The sequence below is a fragment of the Rhodococcus sp. ACPA1 genome, assembly GCF_002300195.1.
Taxonomy (GTDB): domain Bacteria; phylum Actinomycetota; class Actinomycetes; order Mycobacteriales; family Mycobacteriaceae; genus Rhodococcus_F; species Rhodococcus_F opacus.
On the sequence record NZ_NSDX01000015.1, the window covers coordinates 1 to 17,220 of the forward strand.

Consider the following 17,220-nt stretch of genomic DNA (forward strand, 5'->3'; position numbering starts at 1 on the left):
TCGCTGAGTTCGTGGACACCGGCGGGGCTGATGGCCACGCGGTATTCGTGGTTCTTGATCTCGCGGGGGATGCCGATTTTCACGGGTAAAGCTCCTGAGCCTGTGGGTGTGGGTTGTGCGCGACGGGAGTCGCGGCGAACGGTGAATGTGAGGCGCATCACTTCATCGCGGAACCAAGTATGAATATTCGCCAATTCAGTGCCAAGAGAACTGCAGATAATTCTGTTTGGAAGCGTGTCGGATGCTGAAGATTCAGTTCGAGGAGTGGATGCGGCCCCGGAACCGAAGCATGTTCAGGAGTCGAGCGATCACCCGAGCCTGCCCAACCGCCGGGGACATGGGCGGGAGGACATCCGGGTCGCATCGACGCAGCGGGGGCTGTCCGATCCAGCTGGGTCGGCCGCGGACCTGACAACCTGTCCTGCGTGGTCGCCGCACGGGTTGTGCAGGACCACGAACAGCGAGTACAGCGAAAGATATGACGTCGACGAAGTGGACGCGGTGGTCGCCGTTGGCCGCCGCCGCGGTGCTCGTCGTCGTGCTCGCGGCGAGCGGGATAATTCCCGTCTGGCCGGGACTGCTGCACCTTGTTGCGCTGCCGCCGCTGGATCAGTTCGCGGACCTGCGACTTCTGCTGGTACGTACTGCCTCGTGGCCCCAGTTCCTGATGTTGCTGGCCGTGGTGTCGGCCGCGCGGGTCATGTTGATGGCCTGGCTTCTCGGTGGACTCGATGCCCGACGCCTCCGCTTCGCCGCGGTGTTCTACGCGACGGCGTTCGGCCCCGTCCTCCTGGCGACGCTCGGTGACGCGACCGCCTACGCGACGCTGTACTCGCGGGCGTTCTGGCCGGCGGTGGCGCTGGTCGGGCTGCTGGTCCTGATACTCGGCCCGGTCCCGTGGCAGGGTGGGGTGACCCTGCGCGGGGCGATGGCGCGGGTGTGGCGTCGCGGCCTGCGGATCGAGGTGATGGCGCCGTACTGCGCGGCGGTCCTCGGGCTCGGCGCTCTGGCCGACCGGGCCCCGGCCGTCACTGTGCTGCTCGTGCCGATCTCGGCTGCGGCGACAGGGCTGACGGTGTGGGCGATGGACCGTGCGCCGCTCACCCGGCCCGTCACTGCGCTCGCTGCCGTCCTCGTCGCATTGAGTGTGATGTCGGTGGTCTTTGTTCAGACACGACGGTATGACGATCCGGAACCCGGGTCACGACAGGCCGGTTCGCTGTTCATCATGTCCGGAATCAATTCGCGTTCGGGTCAGGGGAGCATCCACCGGGCGGACGTGCACCGGCTGGGTTACGAATGCGATCAGGTCTATTACTTCTCCTACGCCGGCCCCGGTGACGGGCAGCCTCAGCGCGACTCGACGTGTCCGATCAGATCGGGTGCCCCGTACGAACCTGCCGACACCCAGCGCCCCGTCGAGGAACAGGTCGCCTTGTTTGCCGAACAGACCGCAAACCTGCAGCGGCCGTTGGTCGTTGCCGCACATTCCCATGCCGCCTGGATTGCGTGGGAAGCGGTTGCCACGGGTCGGGCGCGGGTCGACGTGCTGGTGCTGGTGGGTGTCTTTCCGGAAACCCCGCTCGGCTTTCCGCCTCCGGACGTCGACCGACGGGGCAGGGTGTTCGGCGACCTGTTGCGCTGGGCGGCGCCCGCGACCGACATCGTCTTCTTCCACTTCGACCCCGATACGCCCGCGGCGCGGCAACTGCTCGGCACCGCGGGCAGTGCCCAGGCCATTCTCGGCGAGCCGCTGCCCGGGGAGGTGCGTGTTCTGAGTATCACCTCGGCTGCCGACCTTCCACTGATGCCGCACGGCTGGCGGCTGGACGTCGCACGCAATGGCTGCCCGGTCCGCGCCGAACACTCGTCGCTGCCGACATCGGCTGCCTTCGACGACGAGGTGATCCGGTTCCTGGACCGCCGGGATCCTCCACCGTGCCCGATGTGGCGGGACTGGGGTGCGGTCGTGATGCAGGCGTTCGGGGTACCGCCGAGCGTGAGCTGACCGGCACCGTGGCGAACCAGCTGTCTGATCGACGACACACAATTGTGTCGAAGCGGACGGGGCGATTTCTCGGACGCCGGAGCACGGCCCGGAGTTAAATGGAATGACAAAGGCGTAAAGGATTTCGGCAGCGAGTAAGCCCAACTCAAGGTCCGCCGCCGCCCGCTCCGGTGTCGTCCCAACCGTGCGGGAGGCATAGCGTCGGGGTGCACGATGATCGAAGCAGTGACAGGGCTCCTTGCGAGGAGAACCGAACCCGCCGATGCCCGCCCCGACCCGCCCGAACACATCGATCACCACGAACGTGTCCGCGGTGTCGCACTCGGACGACTTCTTGCGGTCGCGGCCCTGACACCAGCCCAGGCTGCGTTACTCGTCACGGATGCGCTCGATCAACTCGAACCTGCGCGCAGCGAAGGGCCCTACCCACTCCACCTCCGGGACGTGACGGTGTCCGAAAGCGGACAGCTCACGATCGGGTGCACGGGCAGTGCGTCACGGCAAGGCATGAGCGAGGCGGTGATCGAGCTCGTCCGACGTATCGCGACGAACTGTCGCGGTTCGGCATTGGCCGACCGGTTGCACGAAACGCTCGCCGAAACAACAGATCTGGATGCGTTGGTGCAACGGGTCCGTCATGCGATCACACCCGACGTCGACCCGGCACAGGAGAGCAGGAAACGCTGCCAACTTGCCGGGCTCGTCGCAGCGACGATGGGACTGCCGCGTACTGACAGTCGAGTCGTGGGGGAGCGGACGGACGTACAGGACTGGCCGTATGTTGCGGAGGAATCCACCCTCGCACCGTCAGGTTGGTTCCCGCCGGTCCGGAATCCGTGGCATCGCAAAAGGAGACGACCGTCGCGGCGGCAGGGAGCGCTCGGTCTGATCGCGATCCTGATACTTGTCGCTGCAGCGTTGATGGCTCCACGGGTGTGGTCCGAGCTGCGCCGGGGGTGGGACGCCGTCCTGAATCCCGTGAATCCCGCGGAGCAGAATCAGATTCGGCCCGTGTCGCCGCCTCCACCGGAACCCCCGGCTGATCAGGCCGCGCCGGCGACGACCGATGTCGGCCGGGCGCCGTCGTCCGTCGACGTCGGTGCCCCCGGGAGCGCAGGGCCGATCACCCTCGTCACGGCCACGCGCGCCAACGGTGGGTGTCGCCCCGGGCAAGCGTGCGCGGTCCGGGTCGACGTTCACCTCGATCCGGCGGCAGCTGTCGGCGCCGTGACGTGGCGGGTGAACGTGTACGACCGCTGTTCCGGCGAGGTGCGGACGGGCAGTGACGTGACGCTGCCCGTTCAGTCCGGGTCACAACAGGTCTACGGCATCGTCCGGACCGATCTGCCGCCGAGCGCCGCGCTTGCCGTCGCGGCCGTCACCAGCGCCCCGGCGACGGCCGCGTCCGAGCCGCTGCTGGTGCCCGCCGAAAACGCTCGCTGCTGAGCGCCGGGGGAGGGGTGGGATGCACGACGACAAGCACGACGACAAGCACGACGACAAGCACGAATCCGACCCGTGGATCGTCGGTGCGGCGATCGTTCTCGTCGTGCTCGGCCTTCTGAATTTGCTCTCGACAGGGAAGACAGCAGACGCTGTTCGCCACACGCTCTTCGCCGTTGCCGGTCTCGGCATCATGTATGTGGTGTCCCGCCTGCGGATGAGTGATCTCCGCGCCTTCGGCTGGGCAGTGTTCACCGTGGCCACCGTGTTGCTGGCGGTCGTGCCGCTCGCGGGGGTCGCGACCAAGGGTGCTCAACGCTGGCTGGACTTCGGCGTGTTCACCGTCCAGCCGTCCGAACTGGCGAAGCTCGCCCTGGTTCTCGTGCCTGCGAGCATGCTCGCAGGTGGGTTCACGCCGGCACGATTCGTCGCGACCTTGGCGATCGGGGGTGTACCCATCGCACTCGTCGCACTCCAACCCGACCTGTCGACTGCCGTCGTCCTTGTCGCGACGTTGGGATTCATGCTCATCCTCGCCCGCGTCCCGCTGCTGCCTCTGGTTCCGCTGTTCGTGCTGGGTCTCGCGTCGCTTCCGCTGGCCGTGCTCTTCCTTCGCCCCTACCAGCTCGAACGGGTCCACGTGTTTCTGTCGAGCAACGCCGACCCCGCCGGCGCGGGATGGGCCGAGTTGCAAGCGAACATCGCGATCGGCAGCGGTGGCCTGTGGGGGCTGGCGCGCGACCCGATGTACGCGGTGCGGGCCGAGTATCTTCCCGAATCGGAGCACGATCTCGCGTTCGCCAGCCTGGTGTACGGGTGGGGTTTGATCGCCGGCTTGGCTGTCGTGGTGGCAACTTCGGTCATCGTGTGGCGGGCTGCACTCTCCGCGCGCACGGCGCGCACTCGCGAGGCCGCACTCGTCGCGGCCGGAATCGGCGCGTTGTTCGGCATCCACGCGCTGGTGTCGATCGGTCAGAGTCTGTCGCTTCTGCCCCATACCGGCATGCCGATTCCCCTCTTCAGCTACGGGGGCACCGCCGCCATCGTCGGTTTCGTCGCCATCGGACTGGTGCTCGCGGTGCGCCGAGACGGCGTCGCGCGACCGCTGTGGACCCCGGATCCCCGACGGCGACGCCGCCCGCGCGGAATGTCGGCGGGCACCCTGACGATGACCGCGGCATTCGTCGCGATGTCGGTATTCGCGTGGCAGTTGCAACACGACCGGGGTGCGGAGTTCCGGGCGATGAGCGACCAGCAGATGATGCGGTGCATTCGCCTGCCCGCAGAGCGCGGACTGATCCTCGACCGCAACGGTATTCCGCTCGCGGTCAATGTCGCCGAGTACGCCGTGGCGGTGGTCGCTCGGATGTTCGAGGAGAACGACGACGACACCCGCAACCGGTTGGCCGCTCTGCTAGCCACGTCTCCCGACGAGTTGGCGGACCTGATCGAGGCCGGTGGCGAGGGGGAATCTCAGGTGGCGGTAGGCAGAGTCGCGCCCGACCAGGCTCGCCGCATCGTGGATGCGCGACTTCCCGGTGTGCTCGTGGTGCCGTCCGGTCGCAGGCAGTACCCGTACGGTGCCGTGCTCGCCTCCGTCCTCGGACACGTCGGGGTCGCCGACGCCGACGACATGGAACGCTGGCCGCATCTCGCGCTCGGGTCACGCGTCGGCAAGGCGGGACTCGAGAAGCAGTACGACGCTCTGCTCCGCGGCAGCGACGGCAAACAGTGCATGTACGTCGATCCGTCCGGGCATCCGGTGGCGGCCGGCGAACGCGTGGACCCGGTACGGGGCCACGATCTGCGCCTGCACCTCGACATCGGGGTCCAGAACCTGGCCACCGACGCGCTCGTGGAGGCGATGCGCACCAGCAAGGGCGACCTCGGTGCCGCCGTCGTGATGGACGCGCGGAACGGAGCCGTGCTGGCCCTCGCCAGTGTTCCCGGGGCCGACAACAACGTCTACGGACCTCCGGCCGACCTCGTCGCCCTCGCGGCGCAGAGTCAGACCCCGGGGCCGAGCCCGTTGCTCAACAACGCCACCCAGACCGCGGTCCCGCCCGGTTCCACCTTCAAGATCGTCGTCGCGGCGGCGAATACCCGATACCCGGTGCTGTCGCCGGACACGGTGATCGACACCGGCGCCGCCTACACCTACGGCGGTCACACGTTCCGGAACTGGCAACCGATGGGCCCGCACAATCTGCTCCAGGCGATCCAGTGGTCCGACAACGTCTACTTCTACAAGCTCGGTGAACTCCTGGGCCCGGAGAAGATGGCGGACGTCGCGGGGCAACTCGGCGTCGGCCGGCGGTCCGGAATCGACCTACCCGGCGAGGCCGAGGGGTTCCTCGGCACCCCGGAGAACGTCGGAAGTATCGGGGCCACCTGGTATCCCGGGTCGACCCTGTTGATGGGCATCGGACAGGGCACCGTCAGCGCGACCCCGATACAGGTGGCGCGCTGGACGTCGGGGATCGCCACAGGCGCGATGGTGACGCCCCAGCTCGCCGCGGCGTACGGGTCGGACTCGGTGCCCATACCGACGGCGGCGCCGCAGCGTCTACCCTTCGCCGACCTGCTGGGTCCCGTCCGGGCAGGAATGCGGGCGTCCGCGTCGGCGGGGACCGCCGGGCAACTCGCGGACCTCCCGGTCCCGGCCGGCGCGAAGACCGGCACGGCGGAGGACCCGTCGGCGCCCGGAGAAGGACTGAACGCCTGGTTCTCCGCGGTCGCGCCTTTCGACGCACCCCAGATCCAGGTGTCGGTGCTGATCCGCGGTGGTGGCTTCGGGTCGGCGACGGCGGGCCCCGTGGTCAAGAAACTCCTCGACCACTACTTTCCGCGACCACCCGCGCCGGCGCCGATTCGGTGATCAGGCGCTGTAGGCGGCAACCACCTCAGGGTGCACCAGACACGCCGTAGCGCCCTCGGCGACGCAGGTGAGCGGGCGCTCGGCGGTCTTCACCGGGAATCCGAAGGACTCTTCGAGCAGCTGGGACAGCCCGCGGAGCAACGCGCCGCCACCGATGACGAGCAGCCCCTCCGACATCACGTCACCGATGGCCTGCGCGGGGAGGTCGTCCAGGCATTCCGTCAATGTCTGCACGATTCCGGTTGTCGTCGGCCGCAACGCCTCCACGATCTCTTCGGTCTCGAGTGTCACCAGGCGTGCGCGGCCGGTCACGGCGTCGCGGCCCTCGACGACGAGCGACTGCCCCTCGGCGCTGTCGGGTTCACCCAACTTGGCACGCTCGGCGGTGAGTTCGCCGACGACGATCTTGTGCTCTGCCTTCAGGTACTGGTATAGCGCGTTCGTCAATTCGTCGCCCGCGACGCGGCAACTACGGTGAGAGAGAATGCCACCGAAACAGATGGCGGTGACTTCCGAAGTGCCGCCGCCGATATCGACGACGAGGTGTGCGCGTGGTTCCATGGGGTTGATTCCGCAACCGAGCGCACCCGCCACCGGCTCCGGTATCAACCCCACTTTCCGCAAACCGGCCTCGTGGCCGACCTCGAGCAGGGCCCGACGCTCGAGCGGGGTGGCACCCGCGGGGACCGAGATGACTCCCTTGGGCCGCAGCCCGTATCGCCGTGCAGAGGAGACCCGCTTGATGACGGCCGTGACGAATGCCCGCGCCGACTCCAGGTCCACGATCACCCCGTCACGCATCGGTCGAACCGGCGTGATTCCGATAGGAGTGCGGCCGACGAGACTTCGCGCCTCCGTGCCGATCGCGAGAGCACGGTGCGGATCCTTCGTTCGAACGAGCATGAAGGACGGCTCGTTCAGTACGATGCCGTCGTCGGGAGTTCCGACGACAGTGTTGGCAGTTCCGAGATCGATACCAAGTCCACCCACGTCGGCCTCCATCGGGATTCCAGCGAGATGGATCTGATGTTACGCAGCGGCAGCGTCGTTCGGAAGATAATGCGCGACACCAAAGACCCGGGACAACGTCAGGACGGCAGGGGGCCTTCCTCGGCGCGCCGTCGTGCCCGCTCCCACGGCCAGGTCATCAGGGCCCACACGACGAGAATCAGTGTCGTCGCCGTCAGTAGGTACACCGGCCACGGACCCAGAACGTCCAGAAGGGTCGCGGTGGCGGGCTTTCTGTTGAGGAATCCGTAATTGGTTCCGGCGACACGGTTGAACGTGAAGGTAGCCGCCGCCCACACGACCGTGACCAGGACCGTGAACCGGTAGCTGCGCCACCGAGGCCGCATCCTTCGGCCCCACGTCAGATAGATGGCCGCCCACACCACGAGCAGGTGAATCGCCCAGAACGCGAGGAACTGGTAGTGGGGGAAGTCCGGACCGGTCAGAACAGGCGAGATCAACGCCTGGGTGCTCAGCACGAGTCCCCAGTAGTACGTGAGCGCGTAGGCCCACTGCGCCCGGGACCACAGCGCACAGGCCGCCGCCACGGTCGCGAGATCGGTCAGGCGCAGCGGTACCGAGCCGCCGATCGTGGGCGGAAACGAGAAATAGACCAGCGTCGCGCCGTAGATCGCGGCAGTCAGCACCGCAAGGACGCGGCCGAGGCGTCGGGCCTGCGATTCGGTCTGGCGGCGTCCGCGCCAGACCAGAATCGCGGACCCCACGACGAACAGCGCGATCATGGCCCAGTAGGACGGGCCGTATGCCGTGAATTCCCTTTGCGAGGAAAACAATCTCGATCAGCTCCGTGGTCACACGAAGTCGAAAACCGGTGGGAGAACGCCGACCATCAACGCCGCCCACACGCCGAAGACGGGAAGGTAACGGGTCTGCCAGCGTTCGGTGGAGCTGAAACCGCGGCGGCCGCGCAGGAACCCGAGGATGAGATGAGCCGACCAGGTCAGGTTGACGAGGAGGACCAGGTTCATTCCGAGTGCCGCCACCTTGTTCGGGGTGAAGCCGAATTCCGCGATTCGAGTGAGCATGGCGAACAGCATCAGCAGGTCGACCGCGAGGGCACTGACGACGAGGACGAGTTGGAGGCGGTCGAAGAGGTCGGGTGGCAGGTAGGGGTCACGGGCGGAAATCGCGTACAACAGCAATCCCAGGACGACGACGAGAATGAGATCCATCAGGATCAACAGGTTTCGGTCGACGTCGACGACGCTGCCGGTCGTAACGAATGCCGTGAGCAGCACGAGCAGCATGAGAGTGGTCAGTGGGGTGAACACGCGGGTGAGGACTGGGGCGATGTTCTCGACTACATTCTGTTTCGCCTCCACGAGCCATGCTGCGACGATGACCGCGCCGGCCGCCCCGAACGGCAGCACCCAGTCCTCGATGAACCACTCGACACTCAGGCCGAGCGCGTCGAACGCACCGATCGTCAGGCCGATGAGGACGCCGCCGCCGAGGGCGAGGAGGGTCAGGTAGACGACCCATTCGCCGGTGAATCTGATGAAGTCCATTCGCCGCCGATCCGATCGCCACTGACCCCCGACATACGCGAGACCGACGGCGAACCACAGCGCGATCGGTGCGTGAATCGCCGCGATCACCTCGGTGGAACCGTTCGACGCGAACGGGAAGACGTTCAACAGAACCGCCGCCAGGGCGAACGGCACCAGCAGTACCGCGGCGAGACGGGCCGTGACCTGTCGCTTCCAGGCGAAATATCCGGCGAGGAACGGAAGAACGAACAGACTGACGTTGCGTGCGAGGTCCTGCTCGCCGAGTGTCGCCACGCCTGCCTTGACCGACAGTGCCGCGCCGACGGCGAGCCCGAGAACGACGAACAGCTCACGTGTGGGGCGAGTGCCGCCGCCATCCGACGCGGACGGCATCAGAACGAGTTGCTTCCAGAGCCGATCGGAGTGCTCCCGCGCGAACTCGCGGGAGATGTCGTCGACGTTGCCCATGCGTTTGACCGCGACCAGGAATGCCTCGTCGGTCCTCAGCCCGGCGGCGGACAGGTCCGAAATCTGATCACGTAGATGGTCTTCCATCTCGTCGGTGTCGGCGGCGGATATCGCGTGACGGCGCTCGACGAAACCCCGCCACTGACCGATCTGCGATTCGAGTTCCTTGTCGGTATCCATCACGACCATCCTTCGGCGGAGGCTGGGGGTAGCTGGACGGAGCGCCAGACCTGGCTCAGAGCGTCCGCGACGACGTCCCATTGGGCGCGTCGCTCCGCGAGCATCTCCCGGCCCGCAGCGGTGATCGTGTAGTGCTTGCGCCTTCGCCCGCTGTCGGAGGCCCCCCACGACGCCGACACGTATTCCAACCTTTCCAGGCGATGCAGGAGGGGGTACAACATTCCGTCGGTCCACTGAATCCGTCCACCGGACAAGTCGTTGACTCGCTTCAAGATGGCATACCCATAGGACTCGCCTTCCGCGAGAATTCCGAGCACGAGGGGAGTGGCCGAAGCTGCCACCAGATCTTTCTCGATATGCATAGAACCCCTATCCCTAGAACTGCTAGTCATCAAAGTTAGCAGATCGGGTCGCGGGTCCGTGTGCAGCTCGTGGAAGTCGACATCGACAACCTGGGGTTGACGCTCGCTGTGCGTCAACCTAGAGTTGACGCATGGAGAATTCGGATCGTACGACCCCACCCATCCGACTCGACGAGCTCATCGACGCGATCAAGAAGGTGCACGCCGAGGCCCCACTCGAGCAACTCACCGACGCGGTCCTCGCCGCCGAACACCTCGGTGAACTGGCCGACCATCTCATCGGCCACTTCGTTGATCAGGCCCGCCGCTCGGGGGCATCGTGGACCGAAATCGGCAAGAGCATGGGCGTCACGAAGCAGGCCGCGCAGAAGCGGTTCGTCCCCAAGGATCCCGGGCAGGCCTCCGACCTCGACCCGAATCAGGGATTCAGCCGGTTCACTCCGCGCGCACGACAGGTGGTGGTGGTCGCGCAGAACGAGGCCAGGGCGGCGCGCAACGCCGAGATCCTGCCCCAGCATCTCATCCTCGGACTCCTGACCGATCCCGAAGGGCTCGGCGCCCGGGCGATCGCCGCGCAGGGCGTGAACCTGGATTCGGTCCGGCACGCCGCGACCGCGACGCTGCCCCCCGTGGTCGAGGAGATGCCCGCACTCGTTCCCTTCGATGCTCAGTCACGCAAGGCGCTCGAACTGACCTTCCGTGAGGCACTACGTTTGGGGCACAACTACATCGGAACCGAGCACATCCTGCTGGCCCTCCTCGAGGTCGAGGACGGGGTCGGTGTGCTCACCGGACTGGGTGTCGACAAAGCTGCCGCCGAGGAGAACATCGCCGCCAACCTCGACGCCATCGTCGCCGCCCGCGAAAAGGAGTGACCTCGCAGGGCCTCCGTCACCCGCGCGGTGCTCAGGTGAAGGGCGTCCCGCCGGTGACGCCGAGCACTTCTCCGGTGACGTAGCTGGATTCGTTCGATGCGAGGAATACGTACGCGGGTGCCAGTTCGGCCGGCTGGCCCGGCCTGCCCAGAGGCACGTCGTCCCCGAACTGCCGATAACCGTCGGCGGGCATTGTCGCGGGGATCAGTGGCGTCCAGATGGGCCCCGGCGCAACGGCATTGACCCGGATTCCCCGCTTCGCCACATCGGCCGCCAAACCCTTGGTGAAATCGATGATCCCTGCCTTCGTGGTGGCGTAGTCGAGAAGCCCGGGAGACGGATTCATCCCCTGGATCGACGAGGTGTTCACGATCGTCGATCCAGGTTCCATGACCGCGATGGATTTCTTGCACAACCAGAACAGCGCGTAGAGGTTCGTGCGCAGGACACGGTCGAACTGCTCGGTGGTGATGTCGGCGATACCACCCGCCTGCACCATCTGAAAGGCCGCGTTGTTGACGAGTATGTCGAGACCGCCGAGTTCACGGACCGTCAGGTCCACGAGCGCCTGACAGTGGTCCTCCGACGTGATGTCGCCGGTCGCGACGACGCCTTGTCGTCCGGCCTCGTCCACCAGTCGCACGGTCTCCCGTGCGTCCGACTCCTCGGCGTCCAGGCAACTGACCACGACATCGGCACCCTCGCGAGCAAACGCAATCGCGACCGCTCGTCCGATGCCCGAATCCGCGCCGGTGATCAGGGCGCGGCGACCGTCGAGGCGCCCGCTTCCCCGATAGGACTTCTCGCCGTGATCCGGGGCGGTCACCATGTCGGAGGTCAGTCCTGGGTGCGGTAGCTCCGGTTGGTGTTCGCGATCGGGGGCGGGGTATTGCGTAGTGGGATCCTGCCGGGCGTACTGGTCGGCCATTCTCGTACCCTTCGTCTTCTGTCGAATCGGCAAGCAGGACCGACAAGTTCGTCGAATCAGTGAGGCGCTTCCCGTCACGCTTACCCCTTCGAGAGCACCCGGAAACCGTCAGGGCAGGGGACCGGTGTGCGATAGTGCGGTGTTCGTGCGTAGGCCTTGGGCGTCTTTGCCGGGGGAGGCGCCGAACAGGCGGCGGTATTCGCGATTGAAATGTGAGGGGCTGTCGTAGCCGACGTGATGCCCGACGCCCGCGACGTCACCGGGGTGGGCGACCAGCATCGAGCGGGCTTGTTGCAGTCGAATCCGTTTCTGAAACTGCAAGGGGCTCATGGCCGTGACGGCTCGAAAGTGCCGGTGAAACGCTGATGGACTCATGCTGGCCAATCGTGCGAGATGATCGACCCGCATCGGCTCGGCGTAGTTGTCGCGGATCCAGTGGATCGCCCGGCTGACATGCGACAGGTCGCTGTCGGCCATCCCGATCTGGCGTGTCGTGCTCCCGTGTGGGCCGGTGAGTAGCCGCCAGAGGATCTCCTGCTCGATCAGCGGGGCCAGCACGGGCGCATCCGCGGGATGATCGAGCAGCCGCAGCATCCGGGCCGCGGCGTCGAGTAGATCGTCGTCTGCGTCGCCGGTCTCGATCGCCGGCAGGCCGGCGGTGCCGCGGGACCACCGTTCGGTCGGGGCCTGCAGCATCAGTGCGGCGATGGTGGCCGGGCGCAGCACCAGTCCCATGGCCAACGAGGGCGCGCCTTCGCTGATGTCGATGTAGTGGCCGGTGACAGGCAGACTGGCGGTGACGACAAGACATTGCCTCGCCCGGTACTCGTAGACCCGGTCGCCGAGCAGGAGCCGCTTGCCGCCCTGGGCCATGATCACCAGCAGCGGTTCGGTCAGCGAATACTCCTGGACCGCCGACGTGGCCGTCACTTTCGACAGCAACAACCCGTCGATCGGCGTCTGCAGATCCGGCCGGGCATGGAGCGTGATGCCGGCGCGGATCTCGTCCAGCAGGTCGGGGGAGTTGCGCACAACTCACGAAAGCATCCGTGTGGCAGTCCGGCAACCCGATCGTGGCGACATCGAGAGGATCGTGCAATGCCCAGCGTCGATCGATCTACCGCCGTCACCGCAGGTCGCGTTTCGATAGATGTGCACATTCCGATACACAAGGAGCAGATCATGCGACTCGATCAGTACGTCACACTCGGCCGCTCGGGACTGCGAGTCAGCCCGTTCGCCCTCGGAGCGATGACATTCGGCGAAGACGCCGGTGGCGCCGGCTGCAGCGTCGAGGAATCCGAGAAGATCCTCGCCACCTATCTCGACCTCGGCGGCAACTTCATCGACACCGCCAATTTCTACACGAACGGCCACTCGGAGAAGATCCTCGGCGACTTCTTCGCCGCCCATCGCGGTCGGCGCGAGCGGGTGGTGCTGGCATCGAAGTTCTTCGCGAACCTCTATCCCGGCGACCCGAACGGCGGCGGTGCGGGCCGCGCGGCCATCATTGCCCAACTCCACGAGACCCTTCGCCGCCTGCGCACCGACTACGTCGACGTGTACTGGCTGCACAACTGGGACCGCCACACCCCGATCGAGGAAACCCTGCGCACCCTCGACGACCTGGTTCGCGCCGGCAAGATCCGCTACATCGGGATCTCCAACAACCCGGCGTGGGTGACCGCGCAGGCCCAGACCACGGCGTTGTTGCGCGGCTGGACCCCGCTGATCGCACTGCAGGTCGAATACTCACTGCTGGCCCGCACCGTCGAGGGCGAACTCGCGCCCCTCGCACTCGATCAGGGCATGGCGCTGGTGCCGTGGAGCCCACTGAAGAACGGTTTCCTGTCCGGCAAATATCGCCGCGGCACAGAGGTCACCGACTCCGCCCGCACCGCCTTCGTCGGCGGCCCGACCGACGCCGAGTTCGTAGTCATCGACGCCGTCGCCGCAATCGCCGACGACCTCGCGACCACCTCGGCCGCCGTCGCGCTGGCCTGGCTGCGTGCCCGATCCGGGACCGTCGTGCCCATCCTCGGTGCCAGGCGCGTCGAACACCTCACGGACAACATCGCCGGCCTGGAGGTGACCCTCAGCCCCGAACACCTCCGCACGCTCGACGAAGTCTCGGCGCCGACGTTGAACTACCCGGTGCCGATGCACGGCGAGCAGCGGGCGATGCTCCAGTTCGCCGGCACCACCGTGGACGGGGAATCCTCCACCGTGTATCCGCCGCTGCTGCAGAGCGACGTCCGGTACTGACGGCCCACATACTTGTGCGGATCACGCTGTGCGTGCCGCAGGTGGCAGTCCCGAATTCGGCGACGCCTGCCAGCGACGGGGGTCGGGGCCCAGCAGGCGGAGCCTCCGCACCTGTTCCCGACAGCACGGTTTCAGAGACCGCGCATCGCCACCCGCCCGTGCGACGAGGGCAGTCCACGGAATCCAGGCAAGGATCTCCACTTCGTTCGGATCAGGGTGGACCAGCCGGGTGTGGGCGGTGACCCGATAGACCGGGCAGATCGAGTTCTCGAGGATGCCGGCCTTCGTGACTGTCCGGCACCGGAAATCGGGAAGAATCAGTGTGATGTCGGCGGGGATGATTCCGAGTACCTCGTCGACGCGGCGTGCGACCGCCGCCGGTAGCTTCTCGCCGCGGCAGGGGTGACCGGAACAGCTGTTGGTCCAGAACCCGGTCGACTTCCACCGAGCCGGCAGAGAGGCTGCCCCTAGTTCGCCGGCAATATCCGCCGAACCGCGCGAATCGTGGCGGCCGGGCTCGCTGGATGCCAGACCTCGCGATCAGAGTAGGACCAGGCGTACGTCGGACTACCGTCACAAATGCAGTCGAGCAGCCTCGGCTCGTCGAGTTTTTCGGCTGACCATTCGTACAATCGCTGCAGTCGCGGCCCGATCAGGCCGTAATCCAGCATCTCGCCCACGTTGTGCTCAGCAGCGACATATGCCGCGACGTCGTCCCCGAGGGGATATCGGTCGGGGAGGACCCGAGAAAGGGACAGGAAGATCCCGGTCATCGAGAGACGGGGATCTCCCAGAAGAGGACCGGCCGGCGCGAGCCGCCCGAGCGCCAGACGCGGCGCCGCGACCAGGGCATGGGCATAGAGAACACGGAGCAGTACGACGTTGAGAAAGAAGCGCTCCGGGCGGCTCTCGGTGCAGGCAAGGTCGCGATGGTCCAGGTAGGCGGAGGCGATGCTCGCATTGTGCGCCCGGTACCACGTGCGTGCGGTCGGATCGGCAACGAAGAGCATCCACAGATCGACCGTGTGCGAGGACGGCGTCCCTCCCATTCCGCCGCTCCGGGCGACAGCCTCGCAGCCGTCGCGCATCAGCCGCTCGTTGACCGCTCGCCACCACGGACTGCCGGGCGGCATCGCACCGAGCGGCGCCAGCACGCCGCGGCGAATCTGCCAGCGCATGAACGACAAAGCCGCACGGCGGAACGGCAAGTGCCGGGGTGCGCGGCCGATCGGACCGTGATAAGTACGGGCGATCAGCTCGTGACGGGCTGCAGGGTCGTCACGCACGGCGTGGACCTGACTCAGCGCCCACTCTGCGGCGGAAGGTCGAGAACTCACGCTCCCTATTGTCGGACCCACGGGCGCGGGGCGGAAGTGTGCGATTTCTACTCGACTACCTCGCCGGTCGGCCGCTGATCGGTCGCCGACACCGGGAGGGTGCCGTCATCTCCACCCTAGGGTGGCTGTCTCGCGCCGCGGCTCACGCGGACACTGGATGGCATTGCCACCCGGCGGATGCCACCGATGAATGTCGCGGGTGCAACAGCGGAGAAGCCCCATTACTGCCTCGATAGCCAATGCAGAAGAGCTACAACACAATTCCATTCTTGGGTTGGGGGTCTACCGGCCGGAGCGGGTGGTGACCAATGACGAGATCTGCCGGCAGATCGACTCCACCATCGGCTGCGTGATCGTGGCAACCTCGACCTATCCCTGTCAGACGCCGGCGGCCGGCCCGCAGATCGCGCACCGGCTGGGGATCGTGGGATGCTCGTTCGACGTGTCCTCCGGGTGCGCGGGCTTCTGCCTCGCCTTGGCTCTCGCCTCCGATGCCGTCCGCGGCGGCACCGCCCGCAATGTACTCGTTATAGCGTGACGACCTGAGCGGCATACGTGAGACCTGCACCGAATCCGATGAGCAGTGCGGTGTCTCCCCCGCAACGCCATACGCTCCCTGACGGCTCGGCGATCGCCCGGGGATCGGCGGGGGTTGGGCGGCGGGGGGAGTAGCGTGGTGGGTGTCGAGGGTTATTCGAATATGCGCGGTCATGCCATGTCGTCCTCGGCGCCCACACCGGCCCGCAGTCCAAGGGCCGAGAACTGGAGCGCCGCCATGGCGTCGAACCCGACTGATGTGTCGAATTTACTCGTGTCCGAGTCACCGAGCTCCGCGCTGACGGTGGAATCGGCGGCGTCGTGCACGGCATGCCCACACAGCGCGGATTCCCACGATGCGCTCGGGATTCGGTTCTGTGCCGTGACCTCGGCGCGAAGCCTCGATCGTAAATGCATCTGCGCCGGTGAACAGGTGAGTGGACAGCACTACTCCCGGTACTGAAAAAGACGCTCACACATGGGCGCTCCGTTCGATTCGCCGACGGCCTTGCATGACGGCACTATTCTGATGCCACGTCGTACGTTCGAGTCGAAAGGACGCCCATGGCTGGTGTGCCGTTCCGGTCCCCGTCGACGGGACGCGCTGTTCGCGCCGTGTTGTTCGATACCTTTGGCACCGTTGTCGACTGGCGCACCGGTATCGCCGCCGCTGTCGCGGACTACGCGGCGCGCCATCAGCTCGACGTGGACGCAGTTGCGTTCGCCGACCGGTGGCGCGCCCGTTACCAGCCATCCATGAACGCCATCCTTTCCGGCGCCCGCGAGTTCGTGACTCTCGATATCTTGCACCGCGAGAACCTCGATTTCGCGCTCCGTGAATCGGGCATCGACCCCACGAATCACGATGCCGGAGCGCTCGACGAGCTCGCGCGCGCCTGGCATGTGCTCACCCCCTGGCCCGACAGCGTGCCAGGTCTCACGGCACTCAAGACCGAGTACATCATCGGTCCGCTCTCGAACGGCAACACCTCACTTCTGCTCGACATGGCCAAGAACGCCGGAATCCCGTGGGACGTGATCATCGGATCCGACATCAATCGGAAATACAAACCTGATCCCCAGGCTTACCTGCAAACGGCGCAGTTTCTCGGTCTTCACCCGGGCGAGGTCATGCTCGCCGCCGCCCACAACGACGACCTCGAAGCCGCGCACGCCACGGGACTGGCTACAGCGTTCGTTCTCCGGCCCGTCGAACACGGACCGCACCAGACCGATGATCTGGCGCCAACAGGCAGCTGGGACATTTCAGCCACCGACATCACTCATCTCGCAGCGCAGCTCCGTGCGGAATCGGCAGGGTTCAGGTGAGGTGGCGAACCTTCGGGTCGCGTGACTCACCTCTGTCAGGTAATCCTTGACGCCGCGTACCACTCCTGTCAGGCTATACCTGACAGAGATG

At 66.4% G+C, this 17,220-nt stretch carries 17 protein-coding genes and 1 pseudogene; 8 read left to right on the forward strand and 10 right to left on the reverse strand.

Annotated elements, in window-relative coordinates:
• A partial coding sequence (locus CJ177_RS48025) for a hypothetical protein (protein WP_218835212.1) occupies positions 1-194 on the reverse strand: 194 nt, incomplete at its 3' end.
• Between the two features lie 284 nt (positions 195-478).
• On the opposite strand from CJ177_RS48025, the gene CJ177_RS44710 reads away from it, so the two are divergent.
• From CJ177_RS44710 to CJ177_RS44720, 3 genes are all read left to right on the forward strand, one after another.
• Positions 479-2,008 (forward strand): membrane protein, encoded by a 1,530-nt coding sequence (locus CJ177_RS44710; RefSeq protein ID WP_025432627.1) that lies wholly within the window; start codon positions 479-481, stop codon positions 2,006-2,008.
• A gap of 213 nt (positions 2,009-2,221) precedes the next feature.
• Entirely contained in the window at positions 2,222-3,454 is a 1,233-nt protein-coding gene (locus CJ177_RS44715) for a hypothetical protein (protein WP_005246528.1), read from the forward strand.
• A gap of 19 nt (positions 3,455-3,473) precedes the next feature.
• Entirely contained in the window at positions 3,474-6,329 is a 2,856-nt protein-coding gene (locus tag CJ177_RS44720) for an FtsW/RodA/SpoVE family cell cycle protein (RefSeq protein ID WP_005246527.1), read from the forward strand.
• On the opposite strand, the gene CJ177_RS44725 is transcribed toward CJ177_RS44720, so the two are convergent.
• From CJ177_RS44725 to CJ177_RS44740, 4 genes are all read right to left on the reverse strand, one after another.
• Positions 6,330-7,319, reverse strand: a complete 990-nt coding sequence (locus CJ177_RS44725) for a rod shape-determining protein (RefSeq protein ID WP_061698503.1) — start codon at positions 7,317-7,319, stop codon at positions 6,330-6,332.
• 98 nt (positions 7,320-7,417) lie between these two features.
• Positions 7,418-8,131 carry a TIGR02206 family membrane protein gene (locus tag CJ177_RS44730; RefSeq protein WP_005246525.1) on the reverse strand — a complete coding sequence of 238 codons (714 nt, stop codon included), beginning with the start codon at positions 8,129-8,131 and terminating at the stop codon, positions 7,418-7,420.
• Positions 8,132-8,149: 18 nt separating this feature from the next.
• On the reverse strand, positions 8,150-9,496 hold the full coding sequence (locus CJ177_RS44735) for a permease prefix domain 1-containing protein (RefSeq protein ID WP_061698496.1): 1,347 nt from the start codon (positions 9,494-9,496) through the stop codon (positions 8,150-8,152).
• The gene (locus CJ177_RS44740; RefSeq protein ID WP_005246523.1) at positions 9,496-9,858 is read right to left on the reverse strand and encodes a PadR family transcriptional regulator; all 363 of its coding nucleotides are present in this window, start codon (positions 9,856-9,858) and stop codon (positions 9,496-9,498) included. The genes CJ177_RS44735 and CJ177_RS44740 overlap by 1 nt, the downstream gene beginning before the upstream one ends.
• 131 nt (positions 9,859-9,989) lie before the next feature.
• Between CJ177_RS44740 and CJ177_RS44745 the strand changes: the two genes are divergently transcribed.
• Positions 9,990-10,733 (forward strand): Clp protease N-terminal domain-containing protein, encoded by a 744-nt coding sequence (locus tag CJ177_RS44745; protein ID WP_005246522.1) that lies wholly within the window; start codon positions 9,990-9,992, stop codon positions 10,731-10,733.
• Between the two features lie 31 nt (positions 10,734-10,764).
• Here the strand turns inward: CJ177_RS44745 and CJ177_RS44750 are convergent, their stop codons facing one another.
• Positions 10,765-11,661, reverse strand: coding sequence for a glucose 1-dehydrogenase (locus CJ177_RS44750; RefSeq protein ID WP_005246520.1), 897 nt, complete (start codon positions 11,659-11,661; stop codon positions 10,765-10,767).
• Positions 11,662-11,769: 108 nt separating this feature from the next.
• Complete coding sequence (locus CJ177_RS44755; RefSeq protein WP_061698497.1) at positions 11,770-12,693, reverse strand: AraC family transcriptional regulator; 924 nt, start codon at positions 12,691-12,693, stop codon at positions 11,770-11,772.
• A gap of 150 nt (positions 12,694-12,843) precedes the next feature.
• On the opposite strand from CJ177_RS44755, the gene CJ177_RS44760 reads away from it, so the two are divergent.
• The gene (locus CJ177_RS44760; protein WP_061698504.1) at positions 12,844-13,926 is read left to right on the forward strand and encodes an aldo/keto reductase; all 1,083 of its coding nucleotides are present in this window, start codon (positions 12,844-12,846) and stop codon (positions 13,924-13,926) included.
• Between the two features lie 21 nt (positions 13,927-13,947).
• On the opposite strand, the gene CJ177_RS49700 is transcribed toward CJ177_RS44760, so the two are convergent.
• Both CJ177_RS49700 and CJ177_RS44770 read right to left on the reverse strand, forming a co-directional pair.
• Entirely contained in the window at positions 13,948-14,457 is a 510-nt protein-coding gene (locus CJ177_RS49700) for an NUDIX domain-containing protein (protein ID WP_082833370.1), read from the reverse strand.
• A complete protein-coding gene (locus CJ177_RS44770; protein WP_226955487.1) occupies positions 14,394-15,212 on the reverse strand; it encodes a hypothetical protein in 819 nt (272 codons plus the stop codon). Before CJ177_RS44770 ends, CJ177_RS49700 begins: the two co-directional genes overlap by 64 nt.
• 271 nt (positions 15,213-15,483) lie before the next feature.
• Between CJ177_RS44770 and CJ177_RS44775 the strand changes: the two are divergent.
• Positions 15,484-15,795: pseudogene (locus tag CJ177_RS44775) on the forward strand (3-oxoacyl-ACP synthase); the annotation flags it as partial.
• Positions 15,796-15,971: 176 nt separating this feature from the next.
• On the opposite strand, the gene CJ177_RS49035 reads toward CJ177_RS44775, so the two are convergent.
• Positions 15,972-16,127: a hypothetical protein gene (locus tag CJ177_RS49035; RefSeq protein ID WP_257015099.1), complete on the reverse strand. Its 156-nt coding sequence runs from the start codon at positions 16,125-16,127 to the stop codon at positions 15,972-15,974.
• On the opposite strand from CJ177_RS49035, the gene CJ177_RS49040 reads away from it, so the two are divergent.
• Both CJ177_RS49040 and CJ177_RS44785 read left to right on the forward strand, forming a co-directional pair.
• The gene (locus tag CJ177_RS49040; RefSeq protein ID WP_226955788.1) at positions 16,105-16,263 is read left to right on the forward strand and encodes an RGCVC family protein; all 159 of its coding nucleotides are present in this window, start codon (positions 16,105-16,107) and stop codon (positions 16,261-16,263) included. The two genes, CJ177_RS49035 and CJ177_RS49040, sit on opposite strands and share 23 nt — an antisense overlap.
• A gap of 101 nt (positions 16,264-16,364) precedes the next feature.
• Entirely contained in the window at positions 16,365-17,129 is a 765-nt protein-coding gene (locus CJ177_RS44785) for a haloacid dehalogenase type II (RefSeq protein ID WP_005246502.1), read from the forward strand.
• The last annotated feature ends 91 nt before the right edge of the window (positions 17,130-17,220 follow it).

Coding starts and splice junctions, on each gene's coding strand:
- CJ177_RS44710 (WP_025432627.1), top strand. CDS start 479: ATGACGTCGACGAAGTGGACGCGGTGGTCGCCGTTGGCCGCCGCCGCG.
- CJ177_RS44715 (WP_005246528.1), top strand. CDS start 2,222: ATGATCGAAGCAGTGACAGGGCTCCTTGCGAGGAGAACCGAACCCGCC.
- CJ177_RS44720 (WP_005246527.1), top strand. CDS start 3,474: ATGCACGACGACAAGCACGACGACAAGCACGACGACAAGCACGAATCC.
- CJ177_RS44735 (WP_061698496.1), bottom strand. CDS start 9,496: ATGGATACCGACAAGGAACTCGAATCGCAGATCGGTCAGTGGCGGGGT.
- CJ177_RS44740 (WP_005246523.1), bottom strand. CDS start 9,858: ATGCATATCGAGAAAGATCTGGTGGCAGCTTCGGCCACTCCCCTCGTG.
- CJ177_RS44745 (WP_005246522.1), top strand. CDS start 9,990: ATGGAGAATTCGGATCGTACGACCCCACCCATCCGACTCGACGAGCTC.
- CJ177_RS44750 (WP_005246520.1), bottom strand. CDS start 11,661: ATGGCCGACCAGTACGCCCGGCAGGATCCCACTACGCAATACCCCGCC.
- CJ177_RS44760 (WP_061698504.1), top strand. CDS start 12,844: ATGCGACTCGATCAGTACGTCACACTCGGCCGCTCGGGACTGCGAGTC.
- CJ177_RS44785 (WP_005246502.1), top strand. CDS start 16,365: ATGGCTGGTGTGCCGTTCCGGTCCCCGTCGACGGGACGCGCTGTTCGC.